The 20,968-nt window shown below is 67.2% G+C and carries 9 protein-coding genes; 3 read left to right on the top strand and 6 right to left on the bottom strand.

Annotated features, from left to right (window positions below; all coding sequences use genetic code 11):
• Positions 1–46 precede the first annotated feature (46 nt).
• The 3 genes from ispG to JWN03_RS01970 all read left to right on the top strand — a co-directional run bounded on the left by ispG (position 47) and on the right by JWN03_RS01970 (position 4,024).
• A complete protein-coding gene (gene ispG, locus JWN03_RS01980) occupies positions 47–1,180 on the top strand; it encodes a flavodoxin-dependent (E)-4-hydroxy-3-methylbut-2-enyl-diphosphate synthase (protein WP_297608904.1) in 1,134 nt (377 codons plus the stop codon).
• Between the two features lie 69 nt (positions 1,181–1,249).
• Positions 1,250–2,113, top strand: coding sequence for a GNAT family N-acetyltransferase (locus JWN03_RS01975; protein WP_297608741.1), 864 nt, complete (start codon positions 1,250–1,252; stop codon positions 2,111–2,113).
• A 123-nt stretch (positions 2,114–2,236) separates the two neighbouring features.
• Positions 2,237–4,024 carry a penicillin-binding transpeptidase domain-containing protein gene (locus tag JWN03_RS01970; protein ID WP_297608738.1) on the top strand — a complete coding sequence of 596 codons (1,788 nt, stop codon included), beginning with the start codon at positions 2,237–2,239 and terminating at the stop codon, positions 4,022–4,024.
• A 24-nt stretch (positions 4,025–4,048) separates the two neighbouring features.
• Here the strand turns inward: JWN03_RS01970 and JWN03_RS01965 are convergent, their stop codons facing one another.
• From JWN03_RS01965 to JWN03_RS01940, 6 genes are all read right to left on the bottom strand, one after another.
• Positions 4,049–4,255 carry a hypothetical protein gene (locus JWN03_RS01965; protein WP_297608736.1) on the bottom strand — a complete coding sequence of 69 codons (207 nt, stop codon included), beginning with the start codon at positions 4,253–4,255 and terminating at the stop codon, positions 4,049–4,051.
• A gap of 209 nt (positions 4,256–4,464) precedes the next feature.
• Positions 4,465–4,977, bottom strand: a complete 513-nt coding sequence (locus JWN03_RS01960; RefSeq protein WP_297608733.1) for a peroxynitrite isomerase — start codon at positions 4,975–4,977, stop codon at positions 4,465–4,467.
• A gap of 128 nt (positions 4,978–5,105) precedes the next feature.
• Positions 5,106–5,927, bottom strand: a complete 822-nt coding sequence (locus JWN03_RS01955; protein WP_297608730.1) for an ABC transporter permease — start codon at positions 5,925–5,927, stop codon at positions 5,106–5,108.
• A gap of 1 nt (position 5,928) precedes the next feature.
• Positions 5,929–6,762, bottom strand: a complete 834-nt coding sequence (locus JWN03_RS01950; protein ID WP_297608727.1) for an ABC transporter permease — start codon at positions 6,760–6,762, stop codon at positions 5,929–5,931.
• Positions 6,759–7,769: an ATP-binding cassette domain-containing protein gene (locus tag JWN03_RS01945; RefSeq protein ID WP_297608724.1), complete on the bottom strand. Its 1,011-nt coding sequence runs from the start codon at positions 7,767–7,769 to the stop codon at positions 6,759–6,761. Before JWN03_RS01945 ends, JWN03_RS01950 begins: the two co-directional genes overlap by 4 nt.
• Positions 7,766–20,941 carry a non-ribosomal peptide synthetase gene (locus JWN03_RS01940; RefSeq protein ID WP_297608721.1) on the bottom strand — a complete coding sequence of 4,392 codons (13,176 nt, stop codon included), beginning with the start codon at positions 20,939–20,941 and terminating at the stop codon, positions 7,766–7,768. The genes JWN03_RS01945 and JWN03_RS01940 overlap by 4 nt, the downstream gene beginning before the upstream one ends.
• Positions 20,942–20,968: the final 27 nt, after the last annotated feature.

The raw sequence follows: 20,968 nt of genomic DNA, 5'->3' as shown, positions 1-20,968 counted from the left end.
AGACGAAAGCAGGCAACCGATCGTGAGCAGTGCCATCACATTGGGGATGCCGTCCGCACCGGCGGCCGTCCTCGCACCACGGCGTCAGACCCGCCAGTTGATGGTGGGCAAGGTCGGCGTCGGTAGTGAGTTCCCCATCTCGGTGCAGTCGATGACCACCACCAAGACCCATGACATCAATGCGACGCTGCAGCAGATCGCGGAACTGACCGCGTCCGGTTGCGACATCGTGCGTGTGGCCTGTCCCACGCAGGAGGATGCGGAAGCGCTCCCCATCATCGCCAAGAAGTCGGGGATCCCGGTGATCGCCGACATTCACTTCCAGCCCAAGTACATCTTCGCGGCCATCGATGCCGGATGTGCTGCGGTGCGCGTGAATCCGGGCAATATCAAGGAATTCGACGGCCGCGTCAAAGAGGTCGCCAAGGCGGCCGGTGACGCCGGCATCCCGATCCGCATCGGCGTGAACGCGGGTTCGCTCGACAAGCGCATGATGGAGAAGTACGGCAAGGCCACCCCGGAGGCGCTGGTGGAGTCGGCGCTGTGGGAGGCCGGGCTGTTCGAGGAGCACGGTTTCGGCAATATCAAGATCTCGGTCAAGCACAATGACCCGGTGGTCATGGTCGAGGCATACCGTCAGCTCGCCGCCGTATGCGATTACCCGCTGCACCTGGGTGTCACGGAGGCCGGTCCGGCCTTCCAGGGCACCATCAAGTCCGCGGTCGCGTTCGGCGCGCTGCTCTCCGAAGGCATCGGCGACACGATTCGCGTGTCGCTCTCGGCCCCGCCGGCCGAGGAGATCAAGGTCGGCGACCGGATTCTGCAGTCGCTGAACCTGCGTCCGCGCAAGCTCGAGATCGTTTCCTGCCCCTCGTGTGGCCGCGCCCAGGTGGACGTCTACACCCTGGCCGACCAGGTCACCGCCGGTCTGGACGGTCTGGAAGTGCCGCTGCGGGTGGCCGTCATGGGCTGTGTCGTCAACGGTCCCGGTGAGGCGCGGGAAGCCGATCTGGGTGTGGCGTCCGGTAATGGCAAGGGCCAGATCTTCGTCAAGGGCGAGGTCATCAAGACCGTCCCGGAACACCTGATCGTGGAGACCCTGATCGAGGAGGCCCTGCGTCTCGCCGAGGAGATGGGTGAGGCCGCCGGTAGCGGTTCGCCGGTTGTCAGCGCCGGATAAACGACTGGTCGGCGTGCGGTCGAGCGCAATAGTGCGGCACGTTTTCAGAACTTCTGGCAGGCTGTGAACGTGCGGAGTGTGCTGGAGCCGACTCGCCGGGGCAAAGCCTCCGGCGCTCAACAGCTCGCGAACCGCGATCTGACACAGGTTTTGCGCGTACTCGACACCGATCCGGTGGCGAGTTGCATGGTCGCGGCGCGGTTGCAGGACTACGGTCTGGACTCGCGTGGCGCCTACGGGGAACTGTGGAGTCGCGGCGGGCCCGAGGCGTCCCTATGCTTCTCGGGCGCGAATCTGGTGCCGCTGCGCGGCAATCGGGCTGATCTACGTACCTTCGCCGAGCGCGCGGTCCGCGGTCCGCGCGTCTGCTCCTCGGTGGTGGGCCGCCGTGAACTCGCCTTGCCGCTGTGGGAGATGCTGTCCGATCACTGGGGTCCGGCCCGGGATCTGCGCGCCGATCAACCACTGCTCGCCATGGAGACGACCGCCGGCGTCGCGCCGGATCTACGGGTCCGCCGGGTGCGCCCGGAGGAACTCGACCGCTATCTTGTTGCCGCCATTGCCATGTTCACCGAGGAGATCGGGGTCGATCCCCGCGCTGGGGACGGTGGCCGGGGTTACCGCCGCCGCGTGGCGACTCTCATCGAATCCGGTCGTGCCTGGGCGCGATTCGAGGACGGTGAGGTGATCTTCAAGGCCGAGGTGGGTGCCATGTCGCGCCGTACCGGCCAGATCCAGGGCGTGTGGGTGCATCCGGACCATCGCGGGACCGGTGTCGGCACCGCGGGCACGGCCGCGGTGGCGAATGTGGTGGTGGCGTCCGGTCGTACTGCCAGCCTTTATGTGAACTGCTACAACGAGGTTGCGCGCGCCGCATACGCGAAAGTCGGGTTCCGGCAGATCGCGACATTCGCGACAGTGCTGCTGGATTGACGGGCCGCAGACTGCTCGCCGCAGCCGGTAAGCGATCCTCAGCTCTGTGAAGTCTCCCTGAAATCCTTTCCCGCCCAGTGTGTCGCGCATGTTTGCCAGTAGTTGGCTCTACGATCTGTGCCGATGTCCACACGGGTCTTGACCATGCTGATCGCCGCCGCGGTGTCGGTTGCCGCAGTGGGTTGCTCATCGGGACCGCAGGGTCCCGCGCAGGCGGCCGATGCCTTCCTGTCCGCCTTCGCGGATCACGATGTGCAGGCGGCCGCCGACCTCACCACACAGCCCGAAAAGGCCGGTCCCGCACTGGCTTCCGCCTGGGATCAGTTGCAGGCCGAGAAGCTGACGGCGCGGGCCGGCGATACCCGGGTCACCGGCGATACCGCGATCGTCGACTACACCTACGAGTGGAAACTGCCCAAGGACCGCGTCTGGAACTACCACGGCCAGCTCCAAATGGGCCGCACGGAAGGCCGCTGGACGGTGCGCTGGACGTCTGCTGACATCCATCCGCAGCTGGGCAATACCCAGACGCTGCAACTGCGTTCGCTGCCCGCGCCGCGCGCTCGGGTGAACGAGCGCTCCGGCAGCGATGTGCTGGTGCCGGGCGCGATCTACCGCGTCAATTTCAACCGCGCCGCCGCCTCGGATCCGGTCGCGGTCTCGAATGCGCTGGCAGCGGCACTGCAGCGCTTCGACGAGCGTCTCACCGCCGACTCGATACTCGCCGCCGCGCGCAAGGCAGACGGCGCCTACAACGTCGTCATCCTCTCGGAGTGGGAGTACCAGGAGGTGAGCTCGGATCTGGTCGGCCTGCCCGGTGTCACCTTCGGCCGCCAATGGGATCTGGTTCCCACCGACCGCCACTTCGCCCCGGACCTGCTCGCTCAGATTCGCAAGACGGTGATCGACGAGGTGGACGGCAAGGCCGGCTGGAGCGTGGTCACCGTCAATTCCAATGGAGCCGATACCGATGTGCTGAAAGAGGTCGATCCCCAGACCTCCCCTTCGTTCTCGCTGAGTGTCGACCGCAATATCCAGAACGCCGCGCAGCGGGCCGTGGACGGGCGCGAGGATCAGGCCATGATGGTGGTGATCCAGCCGTCCACCGGTGCGGTGCTGGCCATTGCGCAGAACTCGGCCGCGGATACCGACGGTCCCGTCGCGGCCTCCGGTCTCTACCCGCCGGGTTCCACCTTCAAAACGGTAACGGCCGCCGCCGCCATGAAGGCGGGCCACATCACGCCGGACACGGTGGTCCCGTGCCCGGGCCGGATTGTGGTGGGGGAGCGCACCATTCCGAACTACGACTTCTTCTCCCTCGGTGATGTGCCGGTAGCGACCGCGTATGAGCGGTCCTGCAATACCGCGTTCGCAAAGATCGCGTCGGAGCTGTCCGGCGATGATCTGCCTACGGCAGCATCGACGCTGGGTCTCGGTCTCGACTACTCGGTGGTCGGCCTTCCGACGGTCTCCGGTTCGGTGCCGCACGACGAGGATCTCGTGCAGCGCGCCGAGGACGGCATCGGCCAGGGCAAGGTGCTGGCGAGCCCGTTCGGTATGGCCATGGTGGCCGCCTCGGTGGCGCGCGGTTCGGTGCCGGTGCCGTATCTGATCTCCGGCCATCCGACGCAGGTCTCCGGCGATCGGCCGGAGCTGACGACCGATGTGGTGAACGGGTTGCGGTTGATGATGCGCAAGGTGGTGCTAGGCGGTACGGCCGAGCGCATTGCGGATCAGGGTGAGGTCTACGGCAAGACCGGTGAGGCGGAGGTGGACGGCGGCTCGCACGCCTGGTTCATCGGCTACCGCGGGGATATGGCTTTCGCGACACTGGTGGTGCGCGGCGGCAGTTCCGACAATGCGGTGGCGGTGACTCGCGACATGCTCACCGCGCTCCCGGCCGGGTATTGAGACTCAGCCGTCGAGCGGTGGACTTCAGCGGTAGACGGGGGACCCTGCGAGGTGGACGCAGGCCAGCGGCTGGATTTCCCCCGAGGCCGGATCGGCGATGTAGTGCTGCTGGGCAAGAGTGCGAGCTGCGGGTGGTCCGACGCTGGAGGCATCTCCGAGAATCTCGATGACACCGGCGCCGGCGAGAATCATGCCTGCGGTGGTGATGAGCAAAAGGGCCGAACGCTTCATGGTCCAACTCCCTTGTTTAGGGGGATGAGTCAGGCACCCGAACGGTCAGTTTCGGAAAACCGGAGCTCATTAGGGTTGGCTGATTGTTTGCCACCGTAAGGAACGGTAATCCGACAGTGATGTTCGATGCAACCCATAGGTGTGATCCCGCACACTTATCGAAGGAAAGTGTCGCAGGTCACGAATGGTTGGACGGCGTAGAAGTTTTTTCAGTTCTCCCGCTGCATGGTCGATGCCAGATGATGCTGCAGCGGCTGCTCTACCGCCGCCATTCGCAATGAATAGCTGAGGGTGTTACCGGCCAGCGTGATCGTGCGGCCCAGCGCGGTCACCGCTTTGGCGCTGCTGCTGAGGCCGATCGAGGTGGAGTCCAGCTCGATGCGCAGGCCCTCGTCATCGGCGACCAGGCTGCCCTCGCAGATCTCGGTGATCCCGGTCGGATGCGCGAGGATCAATTCGACCCGGTCGTCGGGCAGCGCGCGCAGATATCCGGTCTCACTGTGCATAGGACGGCCGTCATCGGCTGCGCGAGTGCGCTGCCGATAGGTGAGGAATGCGCGGCCGACATGACCGAAGTGCACTTCCTCCAGATACTCGAAATTATTGATGGTCGGATATTCGCCTTGTCCGCGCCCGCGCCAGGTACCCAGCAGCGGTGCGAGATGAGCGATATCCGGATGGGGCGCAACGGGTGATTGGGGTTCGAGCACGGCGGCCAGCATAGTTCCCCGCGCAACCTCGGGCGGGGGGACGACGCGCCGTACGTCCGGTATTTACCGAAAGGGGGCTGAATAGGGAATGCGTTGCACCCTTCAGGGGCAACAAGATTCGGACATCTCACGCAAAGGCGTCAGCGGCGGCTGGCCCGGCGGTAGCCGTACGCCGCGGGGACCGCGAACACGATGATCATGCCCACCGACCAGAGGATGGTGAGCATGAGCGGCCGGGCCAGGGCGCCGCCTTCCGCGAGTGAGCGCATGGTGTCCACGGCAACGGACATGGGCTGGTTGCGCACCACGGGCTGAATCCAATTCGGGTACGCGCCGAGCGGGACGAAGCCGGTGCTGAAGAACATGAGCAGCGACGACAGCAGCGCGACGCCCTCCACCAGTGTGGATTTGGCGGTGAAGACCGCGATCGCCGTGACCATGGTCGCGAAGGCCAGACCGAACAGCACCGGCAACCACAGGAAGGCGAACGCGGCCAGCGGTCCCTGATGGAACCGGAAGCCCAGCAGCATGGCGAAGCCGATAATGACGACGGTGCCGCAGAAGATACGGCAGCCCTCGGCCAGAATGCGCGCCGCCAATCCGGAGCCGCGATGCACCGGCAGCACCCAGAACCGTGCCAGCAGTCCGGCATCGCGTTCCCGCCCGAGCATGACACCGCTGGCGACGGTGCCCGAGAGCGCGCCCACCAGCGTCACCATCGGCACCGATCCGTAGAGGGCGCTGTGGCCGGAGAACTTCTGGATCTGGCTGCCCACAACAATATTGAGCATCAGCAGCAGCAGGCACGGGACGATCAGGGTTTCGAGCAGGGTGATGGGGTCGCGCCCCCAGCGCAGCAGCAGCCGCTGGGTCTGAATCCAGGTGTGCCGCAGCAGCGCCGGGGCGGAGGATTCCGGTGGGCGGAGGGTGTCGGCGTCGGTGTGTTCGGCGAGGGTGGCCATGTCACGACCTCTTCATATTCAGCCGGACGGTGCAGATCAGTGAGAACACGATAATCGCGGCGGCCCAGAGCAGCGGCGGTGTCATGAGCGACCAGGTCACCTCGCCCGCGTGTCCGCGGGTATCGCCGCCGAGCGCGCGCAGCCCGTAGGCGAATTGCGAGACGGGTTGATTGCGCACGAAAGCCTGTACCCAGTGCGGGAATTGGCTCGCCGGTGCGAGTCCGGTGGAGAGCATGCCCAGGATCAGCGGCGGCAGCACCAGCATCTGGGTGGTCGCCTCCGGGCTCTTGGTCACGGTGCCGATGACATCGGCGCCGATGCTGAAGGCGATGCCGATCAGCATGGCGAAGAGCAGGAATCCAATGGTGTGCGAGGCGGGGCCGTGGAAGCGGAAGCCGATCACGTACACACTCACCACGGCCGAGGCGAGCCCGACGAGCATGCGAAAGAGGTTGGCGGCCATACGCGCCGCAGTGGGGATAAGCGGATGCATGGGCATGGCATCGAAGCGCCGATCCAGTCCGGAGACCATATCGGTGGCGGCACGGAAGGCGGCGGAGATGGCGGTGAACGCGGCCGCCTGCAGCATGACGATGGGTGTCATGAACTGCGCGTAGGAGCTGAATCCCGTTCCGGCGAACGACATTACGCGGTTGAGCGGAATGTAGAAGCTGATGGTGAAGGTAATGGGCGCGAGGACCGCGGTAATGATCTCCCCGGTCGTGATCGCAGGCACGATCAGCCGGATGGTGAGCACCCACCACTGCCGCAAGGTGGCAGGTGTGGCGCGAGCGCTGGTGAGCCAGACCGCGGGTGCGGCCGCCTCGGCGGTCACGACGGCGCCCCTTCCTCGGCGACCGTCTGTTCGGCCGGATGGCCGGTGAGTTCGAGGAACACCTCGTCGAGCGAGGGTCGCCGCAGTGCGATATCCACCAATTCCATTCCGGCGCTGTCGAGTCGGCGCAGTGCCTCGGCGAGCGTCTTCGCGCCCTCCGGTGCGGGAATGGACAATCGATCCGAATCCCCGGTCAGGGCAACACGAGTCGCCTCGGGGATCAGATCGCCGAGCGCGGCGGCAATGGCGGGCAGATCCTCCATGCGCAGCGGCACGATTTCGCAGTAGCTGCCGCCGGTGCGCGCCTTGAGCTCATCAGGGGTGCCGCTGGCAATGACCACCCCGTGGTCGATGACGATGATCCGGTCGCAGAGCGCATCGGCCTCCTCCAGATACTGCGTGGTGAGCAGCGTGGTGATGCCGTGCTTGCGGAATCCGCCGACCAGATCCCACACCCCTTGGCGGCTACGGGGATCCAGCCCGGTGGTGGGTTCGTCGAGGAATACCACCTCCGGCCGCACCACCAGCCCGCAGGCGATGTCTATGCGCCGCCGCATACCGCCGGAGTAGGTGCCGACGCGGCGTTTCGCGGCCGCCGTGAGATCGAATTCATCGATGAGTTCGTCGGCGCGGGCGCGCGCGGCGCGCTTGCGCAGTCCCATCAGCCGCCCGAACATGACGAGGTTCTCGTACCCGTTCAAAGCGTCGTCGAGCGCGGCGAATTGGCCGGTCAGCATAATGCTGCGGCGCACCTCGGCGGCTTCGGCGACCACATCGTGCCCCGCGACCGAGGCGCGCCCGGCATCCGGTGCGATGAGCGTGGAGAGGATATTGACGGTGGTGGTCTTCCCGGCGCCATTGGGCCCGAGAATGCCGAGCACTTCGCCGGGTGCGGCCTTGAAGGTGATGCCGCGCAAGGCTTGTACCGCGCCGAAGGATTTCTCGACGCCTTCGACGATGACGCCGTCGCCGGCTTCCGATGTCACCGCGCTATTGGCTGTGGTCACTGTGTCCCTCCGAGGTATTCGTCGAGGATGCGGGCAATCGCCGCGAGCGCGGGTGGCGCGGTCAGTTCCTCGTGAGCGACTTCGATGTCGTGATTGGTGATGTCACCGGTGATCCACGGCCGCCAGCCGGCGGGCCCGAAGATCTCCGAGGTGTCGACGGTGGCGCTGAAATACAGTGCGTCGCCGTGGAATACCGGCCGCTGATATCCGGTGCGGGTGCGGGCGGAGGCGTTGTAGGAGGCGGCCATGCGTTCGAGGGTGGCGGCATCGATCAAGGAGATTCCGCCCATGCGGTCGCGAATGAGCTCGGCGGCCTCGTCGGCGGTGGCGTCGGCCGGTACGTCCTCGATGCCGAAGACCTGGCCGAAACTGGCCACGAAGGAACCGGCGGTGAGCCTTTCGATGCTGTCACCGTCGATATCGGTGCTGTCGGCGTCGAGCAGCGTGAGAATGCCGATCCGAGCCCCTGCTTCCTGGAGTTTTGTGGCGACGGCATGTGCGATGAGGCCGCCGAAGGACCAGCCGAGCAGATGGTACGGGCCCTCCGGTTGCAGACGCCGGATTTCCCGGACGTAGCGCTCGGCGAAGTCGTCGATGCTCTCGGCGTGCGGTGCGCCGGACAGGTCCGGGGCCTGCAATCCGTAGATGGGACGGCCGGGTCGCAGGGCATCGGCCAGTCCCAGGTAGGTCCACGCCATGCCGGAGGACGGGTGGATGCAGAACAGCGCGGGTTCGCCACCGCCGAGACGGATGGGCAGTACCACGTCCAGTCCGAGTCCGGGCGGCGAATCCTGTTGTGCGGCAATCAGTGCGGCAGCCGCCCTGGCTTGCTCTGCCACGTACCGCGATTCCGCGTCGGCGGCCGCGCGGGCAGCCGGGGTATCGGCGAACCAGGCTGCGGCGGTGAGTGCTTCGATCCACAGCCAGGCCAGGGCGGCGACCTTCGATCGGGGCACCAGCTTTTCGGGGTAGGTGAAACTCGCCTGCAACCGGTCGCCGGCCACCACGGCATTGATCTCGATTTCGGCGGTCACCGGCACATCCGGGTTTTCCGTCGCGTGCAGATCCCCGAATTCGTCGGTGGGCAGCCAGCCGAGCCCTTCCAGCCCGGCCGGAATGTCGGCGGCGGCGTATCGGCCCAGATAGTTGAATCCGATGCGCCCCGGCAATTGCTCGGGCAGCTGTCCTGCCACCTCCTGGTTGAGGTAGCGCAGCAGGCTGAATCCGATGCCCTTGTCCGGCACGGCAAGCAGCTGATGCTTCACCGCGCGGATCGCCTCGCCCATGGCGGGCCCGCCCTGGAGCGCATCGTCGATATCGATGCCCGGCAGCCGCAGTTCCACGGGATAGAGACTGGTGAACCAGCCGATGGTGCGGGACAGATCCGCGCCGGGCACGATTTCCTGCTGCCGCCCGTGGCCCTCCATACGAATCAGCACCGAGTCGTAATCACTGCGGATCCGCCAGTGCCGGACCGCGAGGGCGAGGGTCGCCAGCAGCGCGTCTTCGACACTGCCGCCGAACAGGGCGGGCAGTGTGGTGAGCAGGGCGGTGGTGACCTCCTCGGGTGCTTCGACGTCGACCGCGCGCACGGTGCCGATGAGATCGATCTCGGGATCGAGTTCGCGGCGGCCGATCGGCGGATCGGGGGTGGTGGCGATCTCGTGCCAGTAGTCGAGTTCGGCGGTGCGGGTGGCGCTGTGCGCCTCCTCGTGCAGCGCATGTGCCCAGCGGCGCATGGAGGTCCCGGTTTCGGACAGGACCGGGGCCGCGCCACCGGAGATCTGGGCCCAGGAGGCGATCAGATCCGGGACCAGGATTCGCCAGGACACACCATCTATTACGAGATGGTGTGCCACCAGGATCAATCGTCCGGAGCGACCGGTCGGTCCCGCCGGGTCGAGCCACACCAGTTGGAGCATGATCCCGGTCGCCGGATCGAGCCGCTGCAGGGCCGAATCGAGTTCGGTCGCGGCATATTCGCGCAGCTCGCTGGTGCCGGCGGCATCGAATTCCACCCGATGCAGCAGCGCATCCACATCGACGGCGCCGGGCTCACGGGTCCGCAGCCGCCAGTCACCGTCCTCATTACTGAGCTGGGCGCGCAACATGTCGTGGTGGTCGATCACCGCACCGACGGTGGCGACCAACTGCGCGCGAGTAATGCCCGACGGCATCTCCAGCACGGCGGTCTGCGCGAACCGGCCGAAGTCACCGCCGCGCTCGATCATCCAGCGCATGATCGGCGTGAGCGGCATATCGCCTACACCCCCGCCCGGCAGCTCCTCGAGGACCACGGCCTCGCCCGCCGCATCGGCCAGTGCTGCCAGTGCGGCGACGGTGCGGTGCTCGAAGATCTGCAGCGGCGTGAGCTCGAGCCCGTGCAGCCGCGCCCGCGACACCAGTTGAATGGCCAGAATGCTGTCCCCGCCGAGCGCGAAGAACGAATCGTGCACGCCGACCCGATCGCGTCCGAGCAGCTCCGCCACGAGTGCGGCCAGCGTCGATTCGGTGTCGGTGGTCGGTGCGCGATATTCGGTCTCGGCCTCGAATACCGGCTGCGGCAGGGCTTTCCGATCGAGTTTGCCGACGGCATTGAGCGGGATGGCGTCGAGCACCACGAAGGCCGATGGCACCATATAGCCGGGCAGCCGATCGGTGGCATGCGCGCGCACGGCGGCGATATCGAGCTCCGCGCCGAGCACGGGCAGCAGATAGGCCGCGAGTGCGGTGGCCCCGCCCGGTCCCGGAACACCCAGGGTGACAGCGAATTCGACCTGGTCGGCGCGGGTCAGCACCGCGTCGATCTCGCCGAGTTCGATGCGCTGGCCGCGCACCTTGACCTGGAAGTCGGTGCGGCCCAGATACTCCAGCCGGGGCGCGGCGAGCGCGCCGGTCCAGCGCACCAGATCGCCGGTGCGGTACATGCGTTCTCCCGGCTCGCCGTAGGGGTCGGCGACAAAGCGGCCCGAGGTCAGGCCGGGGCGCGCGTGATAGCCGCGGGCCAGTGCGGGTCCGGCCAAGTAGAGCTCACCGGCCACACCCACGGGCACCGGCCGCAGCCGTTCATCGAGGACCACCGCGGCTGCTCCGCGGATCGGGCGGCCGATGGTGACCTGCCGATCGGCCCGCAGAACATCCGAAGTTGTTGCCCAGATGGTGAATTCGGTAGGGCCGTAGAGATTCACCAGCATCCGGTACGCCGCCCAGCGGGCGACAAGATCGGGTCCGATGGCTTCACCGGCGACAGCCAGCACACGAACGCTGGGCACCGCAGCCGGATCCATGGTCGCCAGCGCGGAGGGCGTGATCACCAGATGGGTAACCTGCTGTGCGGCAATGAGTTCCGCCAGCGCGTCGCCACCGAACACATCGGGCGGCGCGACCACCGCGGTGCCGCCCGCGCCGAACGCCATGAGTGCTTCGAACGCCGAGGCATCGAAACTCGGTGAGGCGACCTGCAATACCCGCGACTTCGCGTTGAGCCCGAGCATGTGATACTGCGCCCGTACGAGATCGGCTATGCCGCGATGCGAGACCGACACGCCCTTGGGCGTTCCGGTCGACCCGGAGGTGTAGATCAGCCAGGCAGGGTGGTCCGGATGTATTTCGCGATACGTCTGTTCCCACGGAGCTTTCGCCCGCACAGGAGTGGCAGGCTGATCCAGCTGCACCCAGCGGACGGTGTCGGGCAGCAGCGGCCGGTGGACGCTGGTGGTCAATCCGAGCACCGCGCCGGAGTCGGACAGCATGTGGTCGATGCGATCGAGTGGATGACGCGGGTCGATGGGCAGGAAGGCCGCCCCGGTCTTGGCGGTGGCCAGCAGTGCGATGAGCAGTTCGGCGCTGCGTGAAAGCGCCAGGGCCACCACGGTTTCGACATCGGCCCCAGCTGCCGAGAGCTGGTCCGCCAGCTGATCGGCGGCGGCCTCGAGTTCGCCGTAGGTGGTGGTGCGGCCGTCGGCGACAATGGCCGGGCGATCGGGGTGGAAAGCCGAGGCGGTCGTGAGAATCTCGGCGAGCGTGCTCGTTCCGGCGCTGCGCGGCCCGCGCAGCGGTACCAGTGCGGCCCGCTCGGCCGGGGCCATGAGATCGATATCGGAGATCCGGATATCCGGGTCGGCGGCAATGGTGGTGAGCAACTGCTCCCACCTCGACACCAACTGTGCGGCGGTGGCCGCATCGAACATATCGGTGGCGTAGGTGAGGGTGCCGTCCAAACCACCCGGTCCCGCACCGGGATTCGGGTCGCGCAGATCGAAGGTCAGATCGAATTGGGAGGTATCCCGGTCGAACGGCTCCACCGTCACCCGCAGTCCCGGGAATTCCAGCGCCGGGGTGCTGAAGTTCTGCAAGGACAGCGATACCTGGAACAGCGGATGGTGTGCCGTGGATCGTGGCGGATCCAGCACCTGCACCAGGCGTTCGAAGGGCACCTCGGCATTGGCGAAGGCGTCGAGGTCCGAAGTCCTGACGGTGGCGAGGAATTCGCGGAAGCCGCGTCCGGCGTCGACCGGAGTGCGCAGGGCCAGCGTATTGACGAACATGCCGACCAGATCGTCCAGTGCGGCTTCGCCGCGTCCCGCCACGGCGGTGCCGATCAAGACGTCCGGAGTGCCCGCGAGTCGGGAGAGCAGCACCGCCAGCGCGGCATGCACCACCATGAACAGACTGGATTCGGTCTCGGTGGCCAAAGACGTGAGGGCACTGTGCAATTCGGGCCGGACGGTGAAGGCCAGATCGGCGCTGCGCATGCTCTGCACCGCCGGCCGCGGTCGGTCGGCGGGCAGTTCCAATGCGTCCGGTGTCGCGGCCAGTCGCTCCGACCAGTACCGGATCTGCTGTGCGGCAGCGGAGTCCGGGTCGCGCTCGTCGCCGAGCAGCTCGCGCTGCCATATCGAGTAGTCCGCGTACTGCACCCGCAGCGGCGGCAGCGCATGGTCCGCTCCGGCAGTGCGCGCCAGGTAGGCCGCCATGAGGTCGGTGGCCAGCGGGGCCATGGAGGTTCCGTCGGCGCTGACATGGTGCACCACCAGCACCACCACGTGCGTCTCGGCCTCGCTGTCCGGGGTGATCCGGAAGAACCCGAGGCGCAGCGGCGATTCCCGGGTCAGATCGAATCCGGCGCCGGTGACCGCCGCGATCTGATCGGCCAGTGCCGCACCGTCTTCGGTCTCGACGACCCGCAGTTCGGGCGCGGCCGACTCCGCGCCGACCACCACCTGACGTGGTCCGTCGGCGTCCGCCGGATAGATGGTGCGCAGCGTCTCGTGCCGGGTCACCACATCGATGACGGCCTGCCGCAGCGCCCGCACATCCAGCGCACCGAAGCGCGGGCCGACGGAGCGAAGCCGCAGCGCGACGGAGATGTTGTAGGCCGCCGATGCCGGGTCCAACCGGTTCATCACCCACATGCGTTGCTGCGCAGGGGAAAGCGGAATCCGGTCGGGCCGGATACGGGCCGCCAATACGGGCCGCCCCATACCGTCGCCCGCGGGCACCACACGTGTCGAGAGCTGGGCGACGGTCGGTGCGTCGAACAGATCGCGCAGCGCAATGGTCGCGCCCACTGCGGCATTGACTCGCGCCACCACGCGGGTGGCGCTGAGCGAATTGCCGCCGAGTTCGAAGAAGGATCGATCGATACTGACCTTTTCCACGCCCAGCACCTCGGCGAACACGTCGGCGACCGCGGTCTCCACGGCGGTGCGCGGTGCCAGATACCGTTCCAGCAGACTGGCGAAATCCGGTGCGGGCAAGGCAGTTCGATCCAGTTTGCCGACCGGCGTGAGCGGCACTTCATCGAGTTCGATGAGGTAGCTCGGCACCATATATCCCGGCAGTGCGGCGGCGACGCGGGTGCGCAGCAGTTCGGTATCCAGGTCGTGCTCGCCCAGCCCGACAACATAGGAGACCAGAACGGTCTGCCCGCCCGGCCCTGGGCAGCCGATGGTGGCGGCGTATTCGACCTCGTCGTCGGCGCTCAAGACCGCGTCGATCTCGCCGAGTTCGATACGCAGTCCGCGAATCTTGACCTGGAAGTCGCTGCGCCCCTGATATTCCAGCTCGAGCCGGGTCTCCGCGCCGTGCTCGGTCGGCACCCAGCGCACCATATCGCCGGTGCGGTACATGCGTGTGCCGGGAGAGCCGTACGGATTGGTCACGAAACGTGTTGCGGTGAGCGAGAATCGGTTGAAGTAGCCGCGGGCGAGCGCCGGACCGGTCAGATACAGCTCGCCGGTCGTGCCCACGGGCACCGGTCGCAGCCAGGTGTCGAGCACCATGGCCGCCGCGCCGCGAATGGGCGTGCCGATGGTTATGGGCTCGCCGCCCCGAAGTTCGCCCGGACCGGTCGCCCAGATGCTGAATTCGGTTGGCCCGTAAAGGTTCACCATGCGTCGCCCGGTGGACCACGCGGCCACCAGTTCCGGTCCGGCCGCCTCGCCGGCCACCGTTAGATTCCGCAGATCGCCGAGTCCGGCCGGATTCATGGTGGCCAGCACCGACGGTGTGATGACCGCATGGGTCACCCGCTCGGTGCGCAATAGTTCTTCCAGCTCTGGGCCGCCGTACACATCCGGCGGCGAGATGACCAGTCGGCCGCCCATACCGTGCGCCATGAGCATTTCGTGCACCGAGGCGTCGAAGCTGGGGGAGGCCACCTGCAGCGTGCTGCACTCCTCGTTCAGATCGAGGAAGGTTTCCTGCGAGGACACCAGATTGGCCAGGCCGCGATGGCTGAGCAATACGGCCTTGGGTTTGCCGGTGGAGCCGGAAGTGTAGATGAGATAGGCGATCTGGTTCAGATCGATGGGCCCGCCGCGTTCCGCATCGGTAATGGGCGCGTCCGAGACCGTCATGACCCGGCGAATGGTGTTGAGATCGTCCAGCAGCAGCCAGTCGATACTGCCCGGCAGCGTTTCGCCGACCGAGCACACCGTCACGCCGATCGGTGCGCGCGAGTCGGTGAGAATGTGCTCGATGCGCTCCACCGGATAGTTGGGGTCCAGCGGCAGGAATGCCGCCCCGGTCTTGGCCAGCGCCCACACCGCGACCACCGATTCCACCGAGCGGGTCAGCGCCAGCACCACGAAGACCTCGCGGCCGACACCGCGGCGCAGCAGCATGCGGGCGAAGCGATTGGACCAGGCGTCGAGATCGCGGTAGGTCATGGTGAGAGTGCCGGTGCTGATGGCAATCCCGTCCGGCGCGACTCGGGCGCCGGCGCCGAGGATATCGGCCAGCGTGCGCATGGGCACCGGCCCGAGACCGCGCACCGGCAGCAGCGCGCGCCGCTCGGCGGGGTCGCAGTGCTGCAGCTGCGCCACCCGGAGCCCGGGCCGGTCCGCGATCTGCCCGAGCAATTGCGCGAAGCGTTCCAGCAGCCGCCGCGCCTGTGCCTCGGGCAGCTGATCGGTCATGAATTTCACGGTGAGCTGCAGACTTTCGGCGCCGTCCGGTGCGCGCTGCGGAATCACCATGAGGTTCAGCGGATACGGTGTGGCATCGGTGCCGGAGACATCCAGGATGCGCATACCGGCGATATCCAAGGCCTGCGACAGTGTCTCCCGATCGATCGGGTAGGACTCGAAAACGGTGAGGGTGTCGAAGAGTTCGGACAGTCCGACCGCCTGATGAATGGCGGCCAGCCCGACATGCTGATGATCGAGCAGTTGCGTCTGTTCCGATTGCACCCGGGCCAGCAGTTCGGTTACTCGTTCGGCGGGGTCCAGTCGCACCCGTACCGGCAGGGTATTGATGAAGAGCCCGACCATCTCCTCGATACCGGCCAGCTGTGGCGGCCGCCCGGATACGGTCCCGCCGAACACCACATCGGTGCGCCCGGTGACCATGGCCAGCAGCAGTGCCCAGGCGGTCTGAACGGCGGTGTTCACGGTCGCACCGGCGGCACGCACGGTCGACTCCAGCCGCGACAGCGCCTCCGTCCCGAAATCGACTGTCACCATGCCGGATTCGGTACTGGAGATTTCTGCCAGGGAGGGTACGGCGCGGGTCGGGGAGTCCACGCCCGCGAGGGCCTCGGTCCACGCGGCCAGGGAGGCGGCATCGTCCTGCTCGCCCAGCCAGGCCAGGAATTCGCGATACGAATGCGCGGGCGCTGCGCTGAGTTCGTGCCCGGTGACCGCGGCCAGGTATCCGGCCAGCAGTTCCCGCACCACCAGCGGCGTTGACCAGCCGTCCAGCACCAGATGGTGATTGGTCATGAGCAGCGTGTACGCCTCGGCATCGGTGCGAATCAGACTCATGCGCAACAGCGGCGGGCGCGCGAGATCGAACCTGGTGCCGGCATCGACGGCAATCAGGCGCATCAGCTCGCGCTGTCGCTCGGCGGGGTCCTCGATATCGGTGAGATCGACTTGCTGCCAGGGTATTTCGGCACCGGCGACCACCAGCTGGCGCGGTCCTGCCGCCGTTTCGGTGAAGGCCACCCGCAGTACCTCGTGCCGGTCGAGAATGCTCTGCGCCGCATTCCGCAGCCGCGCCGCATCCACGCGGCCCGCCAGCGACAGCTGCGTCTGCACCGTGTAGCCGTCGGCGGTGTCGGTGTCGTACCGGGCATGGAACAGCAGGCCGTACTGCAGTGGTGACAGCGGCCAGACGTCGGTGAGCTGCGGATACTCGCGCTCCCACGCGTCGAGGTGCGGCTGCGCCACGTCGACGAGCGAGAAGTCGGACGGTGTGTGCCCGCCGGCACCGGCCTGGCGGGCATGGGTGGTGAGTGCGGTCAGAGCCGCGGCCCACAGCTCGGCGAACTCGCGGACCTGGGTCTCGGTGACCAGCCGTGCGGCGTACGCCCAGGTGATCTCCAAACCGGCATCGGTGTGGAAGGCATTGATATCGACGGCCGCCGCGAGGGGTGCGCGATCATCGTGAGTCGCCTCGAAACGACGTGGCAGCCAGGGGACTTCGCCGCCCTCGGCACTGGCCCCCGTACGCCCCAAATAGTTGAAGCTGAGCTGCGGAACGGGCGCTGCGGCCAGCTCGGCGGCCGTCTCTGGATTCAGGTAGCGCAGCATGCCGAATCCGACGCCCTTGTCCGGGATGGCCCGCAGCTGTTCCTTGACGGCTTTGAGTGCGGCTCCGGCGGCGGGTCCGCCCCGGAATGCCTCGTCGATATTAATCCCGCCGAGATCCAGTGCGACCGGATACACGCTGGTGAACCAGCCGACGGTGCGGGAGATATCCGCTCCGGGCAGGATCGATTCCTCGCGGCCGTGGCCCTCCAGCGTGAGCAGGGTGCGGTTGATTTTGCGCCACCTGCTCGCCGCGAGGGCGAGGGCGGTGAGCAGTGCGTCATCGGCTCCGCAATGGAAGCGCTCGGGGATGAGTTCCAGTGCCGCCGAGGTGGTTTCGGCGTGGATGGTGGTGCGCAGCTGCTCCATGGTGGCGGCGGTGTCGTGCTCGGCATCGAGGGCCCGCGCGCCCAGTGCCGGGTCGGGAGTCTCCAGAATTTCCTGCCATAGCGGCAATTCCGCTATCCGCTCCGCGGCCTGCTCCTGTTGCGCGTGCGCCCAGCGCCGGAAGGAGGTGCCGACCGGGGGGAGCGCACTGCCTGACCAGGCAGTTACCAAGTCGGGCAGGAGAATTCGCCAGGACACACCGTCGGTGACCAGATGATGCAGCACGATCCACAGCAGCGGATCGCGGCCCTCGCGTTCGATGAGTACGAACCGCGCGACCACCCCGGCGGACGGATCGAGCAGATCAGCGGCGCGCGCCAATTCCGCGGCCCCATCGGTATCGGCAGCCGCCCGGACCATCTCGATGAGTGCACCGGCCTCCACCGAACCGGGCTTGTCGACCAGCCATTCCCATCCGGACCCGGCCTGCTGGGTCAGCGTGCTGCGCAATAGATCATGGCGGTCGAGCAGGGCCTGGACAGCCCCTGCCAGCTGGGACCTGTCAACATCGCGCGGCAGTCCGATGAGGACCGCCTGGGCGAAGCGCGGCCAACTGTCACCCTGATCGAGCATGGCGGCCGCGATCGGAGTGAGCGGTATCTGGCCGATGCCACCACCGGGCAGCTCCTGCACGACCAGCGCGGTGGCATCGGTGGCGGCCCTGGCGAGCGCGGCAACGGTCTTGTGCTCGAAGACATCTCGCGCCCGCAAGCCCAGTCCGGCGGCCTTGGCGCGCGCCACCAGCTGGATGGCGACAATACTGTCGCCGCCGAGGGCGAAGAAATTGTCGTCCGCGCCGATGGCGTCCGTGCCGAGCACCTCGGCGAAAATGGCTGCGAGCGTGCGCTCCCGCTCGCCCTCGGGTGCGCGGCCGGTGCGGGTGCGCGCGCCGAACTCCGGCTGCGGCAGCGCCCGCCGATCCACCTTGCCCGCCGGGGTGAGTGGCAGCGTATCGAGGACCATGACCACCGATGGCACCATATGCGACGGGAGCTGCTGGGCGACAGTGGCTTTCACGGCCTCGGCATCGAGGGTCGCATCCGGCGCGGCCAATACATACGACACCAGCGCGATCGTTCCGCCCGGCGTATTCGCGCCCACCGTAATGGCGGTCGCCACTCCGGCATGCCGCGCGACCGCCGCATCCACTTCACCGAGTTCGATGCGGAATCCGCGCACTTTCACCTGGGTATCGCCGCGCCCGGCGAACTCGAGCTCGAAGCGCCCATTGCGCCGTCGCCACCGCACGAGGTCGCCTGTGCGATACATGCGCTCACCGGCGGCGAAGGGATTCGCGACGAACCGCTCGGCGGTGAACCTGATGCGCTGGTGGTAGCCCCGAGCCAATCCGGGGCCGCTCAAATACAATTCGCCCGTCACTCCGGGCGGTACCGGTCGCAGCCAGGGATCGAGGACAACGGCACTCACCCCGCGTGCCGGAACGCCGATGGTGATCGGTTCGCCCGGAGTCAAAGGCGCACTGAGTGTCGCGGTGACGGTGGTCTCGGTCGGTCCGTACCCATTGAGTACCGAGCGTCCGGCCCAGCGCGCGGGAAGCTCCGGCGGGCAGGAATCCCCGCCGACCACCAGTGTGCGCAATCGCGGCAGCGTCGCCACCTCGAGCGAACCCGCCACGGCGGGAGTCACATTCAAATGTGTGACCTCCAGCGTGCGCAGTACTCGCGCCAACTCCTCACCCGCGTAGGCGGCAGGCGGTACCACCGCCACGGTCGCTCCCACCGCGAACGCGACCAGCAGCTCCTCGACCGAAATATCGAAACTCGGCGAAACGGCATGCGCCATCACCGCATCCGAGCGCACTCCGAAGGCCGCGCCGGAGCCGGTCACCAGATTGGACAGCCCACGGTGGGTCACCCCGACACCCTTGGGCAGACCGGTGGAACCGGAGGTATAGATCAGATAGGCGAGCTGGTCGATCCGCACCGGCGCGAGCCGGTCGGCATCGGTGATCGGACCGGAATCGACTGCGGCAAGCTCTATTTCGGCCGCCTCGTCGTCGATAACCAGCCATTGCACCCGATCCGGCAGCGCACCGCGCGCATCCGCCACCGTCACTCCGGCCACCACCCGGCTGTCGGTGATCATGTGCTCGATGCGATCGGTGGGATATCCGGGATCGATCGGCACGAAGGCCGCCCCGGTCTGCGCCACCGCGCACATGGCCAGCACCGACTCCGCGGATCGCGGGATCGAGATGGCAACGGCCCGTTCGGGTCCCGCGCCCGCAGCGATCAACAGCCGGGCCAGTCGATTGCTGTACTCGCTGACCTCCCGGTAGGTGAAGGCGGTCCCGTCGGCGCGCATGGCGATCGCGGACGGATCGACCTGCGCTCCGGCGTTCAGAATCTCGGGCAGGGTGTGCGCCCGGGTGCCGATCCGGCCCAATGCGGGTGCCAGCTCCTGGCGCTCGGCCGCCGATAGCGCAGTGACCCCGGCGAGTGGCGTGCTCTGCCCACCCACGAGGAATCGATGCAGGAATTCCAGGAACCGCGCGTGCAGCGTGGCCAGTTCGGCCTCGCCGTAGCGGTTCGGATTGGCCTGGAAGTCGATATGGGTCTGTTCCCCGCCGGTCCCGGGATAGACATTGACGAACAGATCGTCGATGAGGCCCGAGGTCAGCACATGCAGCTGCCCGGTCACCCCGCCCAGCCGGATGCGGGTATCGGCCAGCATGAGGTTCACCGTCGGACCGAAGCCGGCGATCTCGTCCATGGCCCAGCCCAGATCGCGGAAGATGTCTTCCTGCCGGTAGCGCTGCCGGCGCAGTGCGGCCACGAGTTCACCCTGGGTGGCTCGAATCAGCGCACCCACGGTGGCGGCCGGTGTGGGATGCAGGCGCAGCGGCACCACATTGGCGACCATGCCGCCGGAGCGTCGCAGGGTGGCGGTGGTGCGGCCGGAGACCGGCAGGCTCAGCACGATTTCGCCGCTGCCGGTCATGGCGCCGACAAACGCGGCGAAGGCGGCCACCACCACGGGTGCGGGACTGGTGGACAGTTCGGCGGTGACGGCCTCCAGCGCTGCCGCGGTCTCCGCCGGCAGTGCGCCGCTGAGCAGTCGGGGATGGGCGTCGACCGCCCCCGCGTGCCCGCCCAGCTGCCGGGGTTCGGCCATACCCTCCAGGTGTTGCTTCCAGTACTCCCGATCAGCGCCGAGCTTCTCCGAATTCCGGTACGTTGCATCGGCTTCCACGATGTGTTGCAACGGCTCGGCCTTGCCCGGGGGTACCTCTCGCCCGCCGGCAATGGCGTTGTAGAGCTCGGAGGTGCGCTGCAGCATGGTGAGTGCGCCGACGCCGTCGAGCAGGATGTGATGCAACCGCGAGTACCAGAACCAGCGATCTTCGGCCAGCCGCAGCATGGCCACGGTGCACAGCCGGTCCCGGGTGAGATCCAGGGGCGCGGTGTATTCCGCGCGCATCCACGCCTGCGCGGCGGCCTCCGGATCGGGTGCGCCGCTCAGATCGACGGTGAGAATACTGTCGTCGAGCGTGGTGTCGACGAGTTGCCATGGCAGTTCGTCGATTTCGATGAGGCGCAGATAGCCGGTGCCGAACTCCCGGCCCGCCTGCCGGGCGACATCGGCGAGCAGGTCCACATCGACCGGGCCGACGAACTCGACATACTGGGCAATGGAGATGGGGGTGTCATGGGCCAGCTGCTGGGCGAACCAGATGCCACGTTGTGCAGCGGACAGAGCGAAGGCTGAGGTGGCAGAGCTGGAAGCCATGAAACATCCTGCGGGCTGGTGAGATTC

Source organism: Nocardia sp., assembly GCF_025465275.1.
Classification (GTDB): Bacteria; Actinomycetota; Actinomycetes; order Mycobacteriales; family Mycobacteriaceae; genus Nocardia.
The sequence above is the reverse complement of the archived record's forward strand: the minus strand, read 5'-3'. Positions and strand labels throughout refer to the sequence as shown.

What these genes read in the sequence shown, in the direction of transcription:
- ispG (WP_297608904.1), top strand. Translation starts at nt 47, where the DNA reads ATGCCGTCCGCACCGGCGGCCGTCCTCGCACCACGGCGTCAGACCCGC.
- JWN03_RS01970 (WP_297608738.1), top strand. Translation starts at nt 2,237, where the DNA reads ATGTCCACACGGGTCTTGACCATGCTGATCGCCGCCGCGGTGTCGGTT.
- JWN03_RS01965 (WP_297608736.1), bottom strand. Translation starts at nt 4,255, where the DNA reads ATGAAGCGTTCGGCCCTTTTGCTCATCACCACCGCAGGCATGATTCTC.
- JWN03_RS01960 (WP_297608733.1), bottom strand. Translation starts at nt 4,977, where the DNA reads ATGCTGGCCGCCGTGCTCGAACCCCAATCACCCGTTGCGCCCCATCCG.
- JWN03_RS01955 (WP_297608730.1), bottom strand. Translation starts at nt 5,927, where the DNA reads ATGGCCACCCTCGCCGAACACACCGACGCCGACACCCTCCGCCCACCG.
- JWN03_RS01940 (WP_297608721.1), bottom strand. Translation starts at nt 20,941, where the DNA reads ATGGCTTCCAGCTCTGCCACCTCAGCCTTCGCTCTGTCCGCTGCACAA.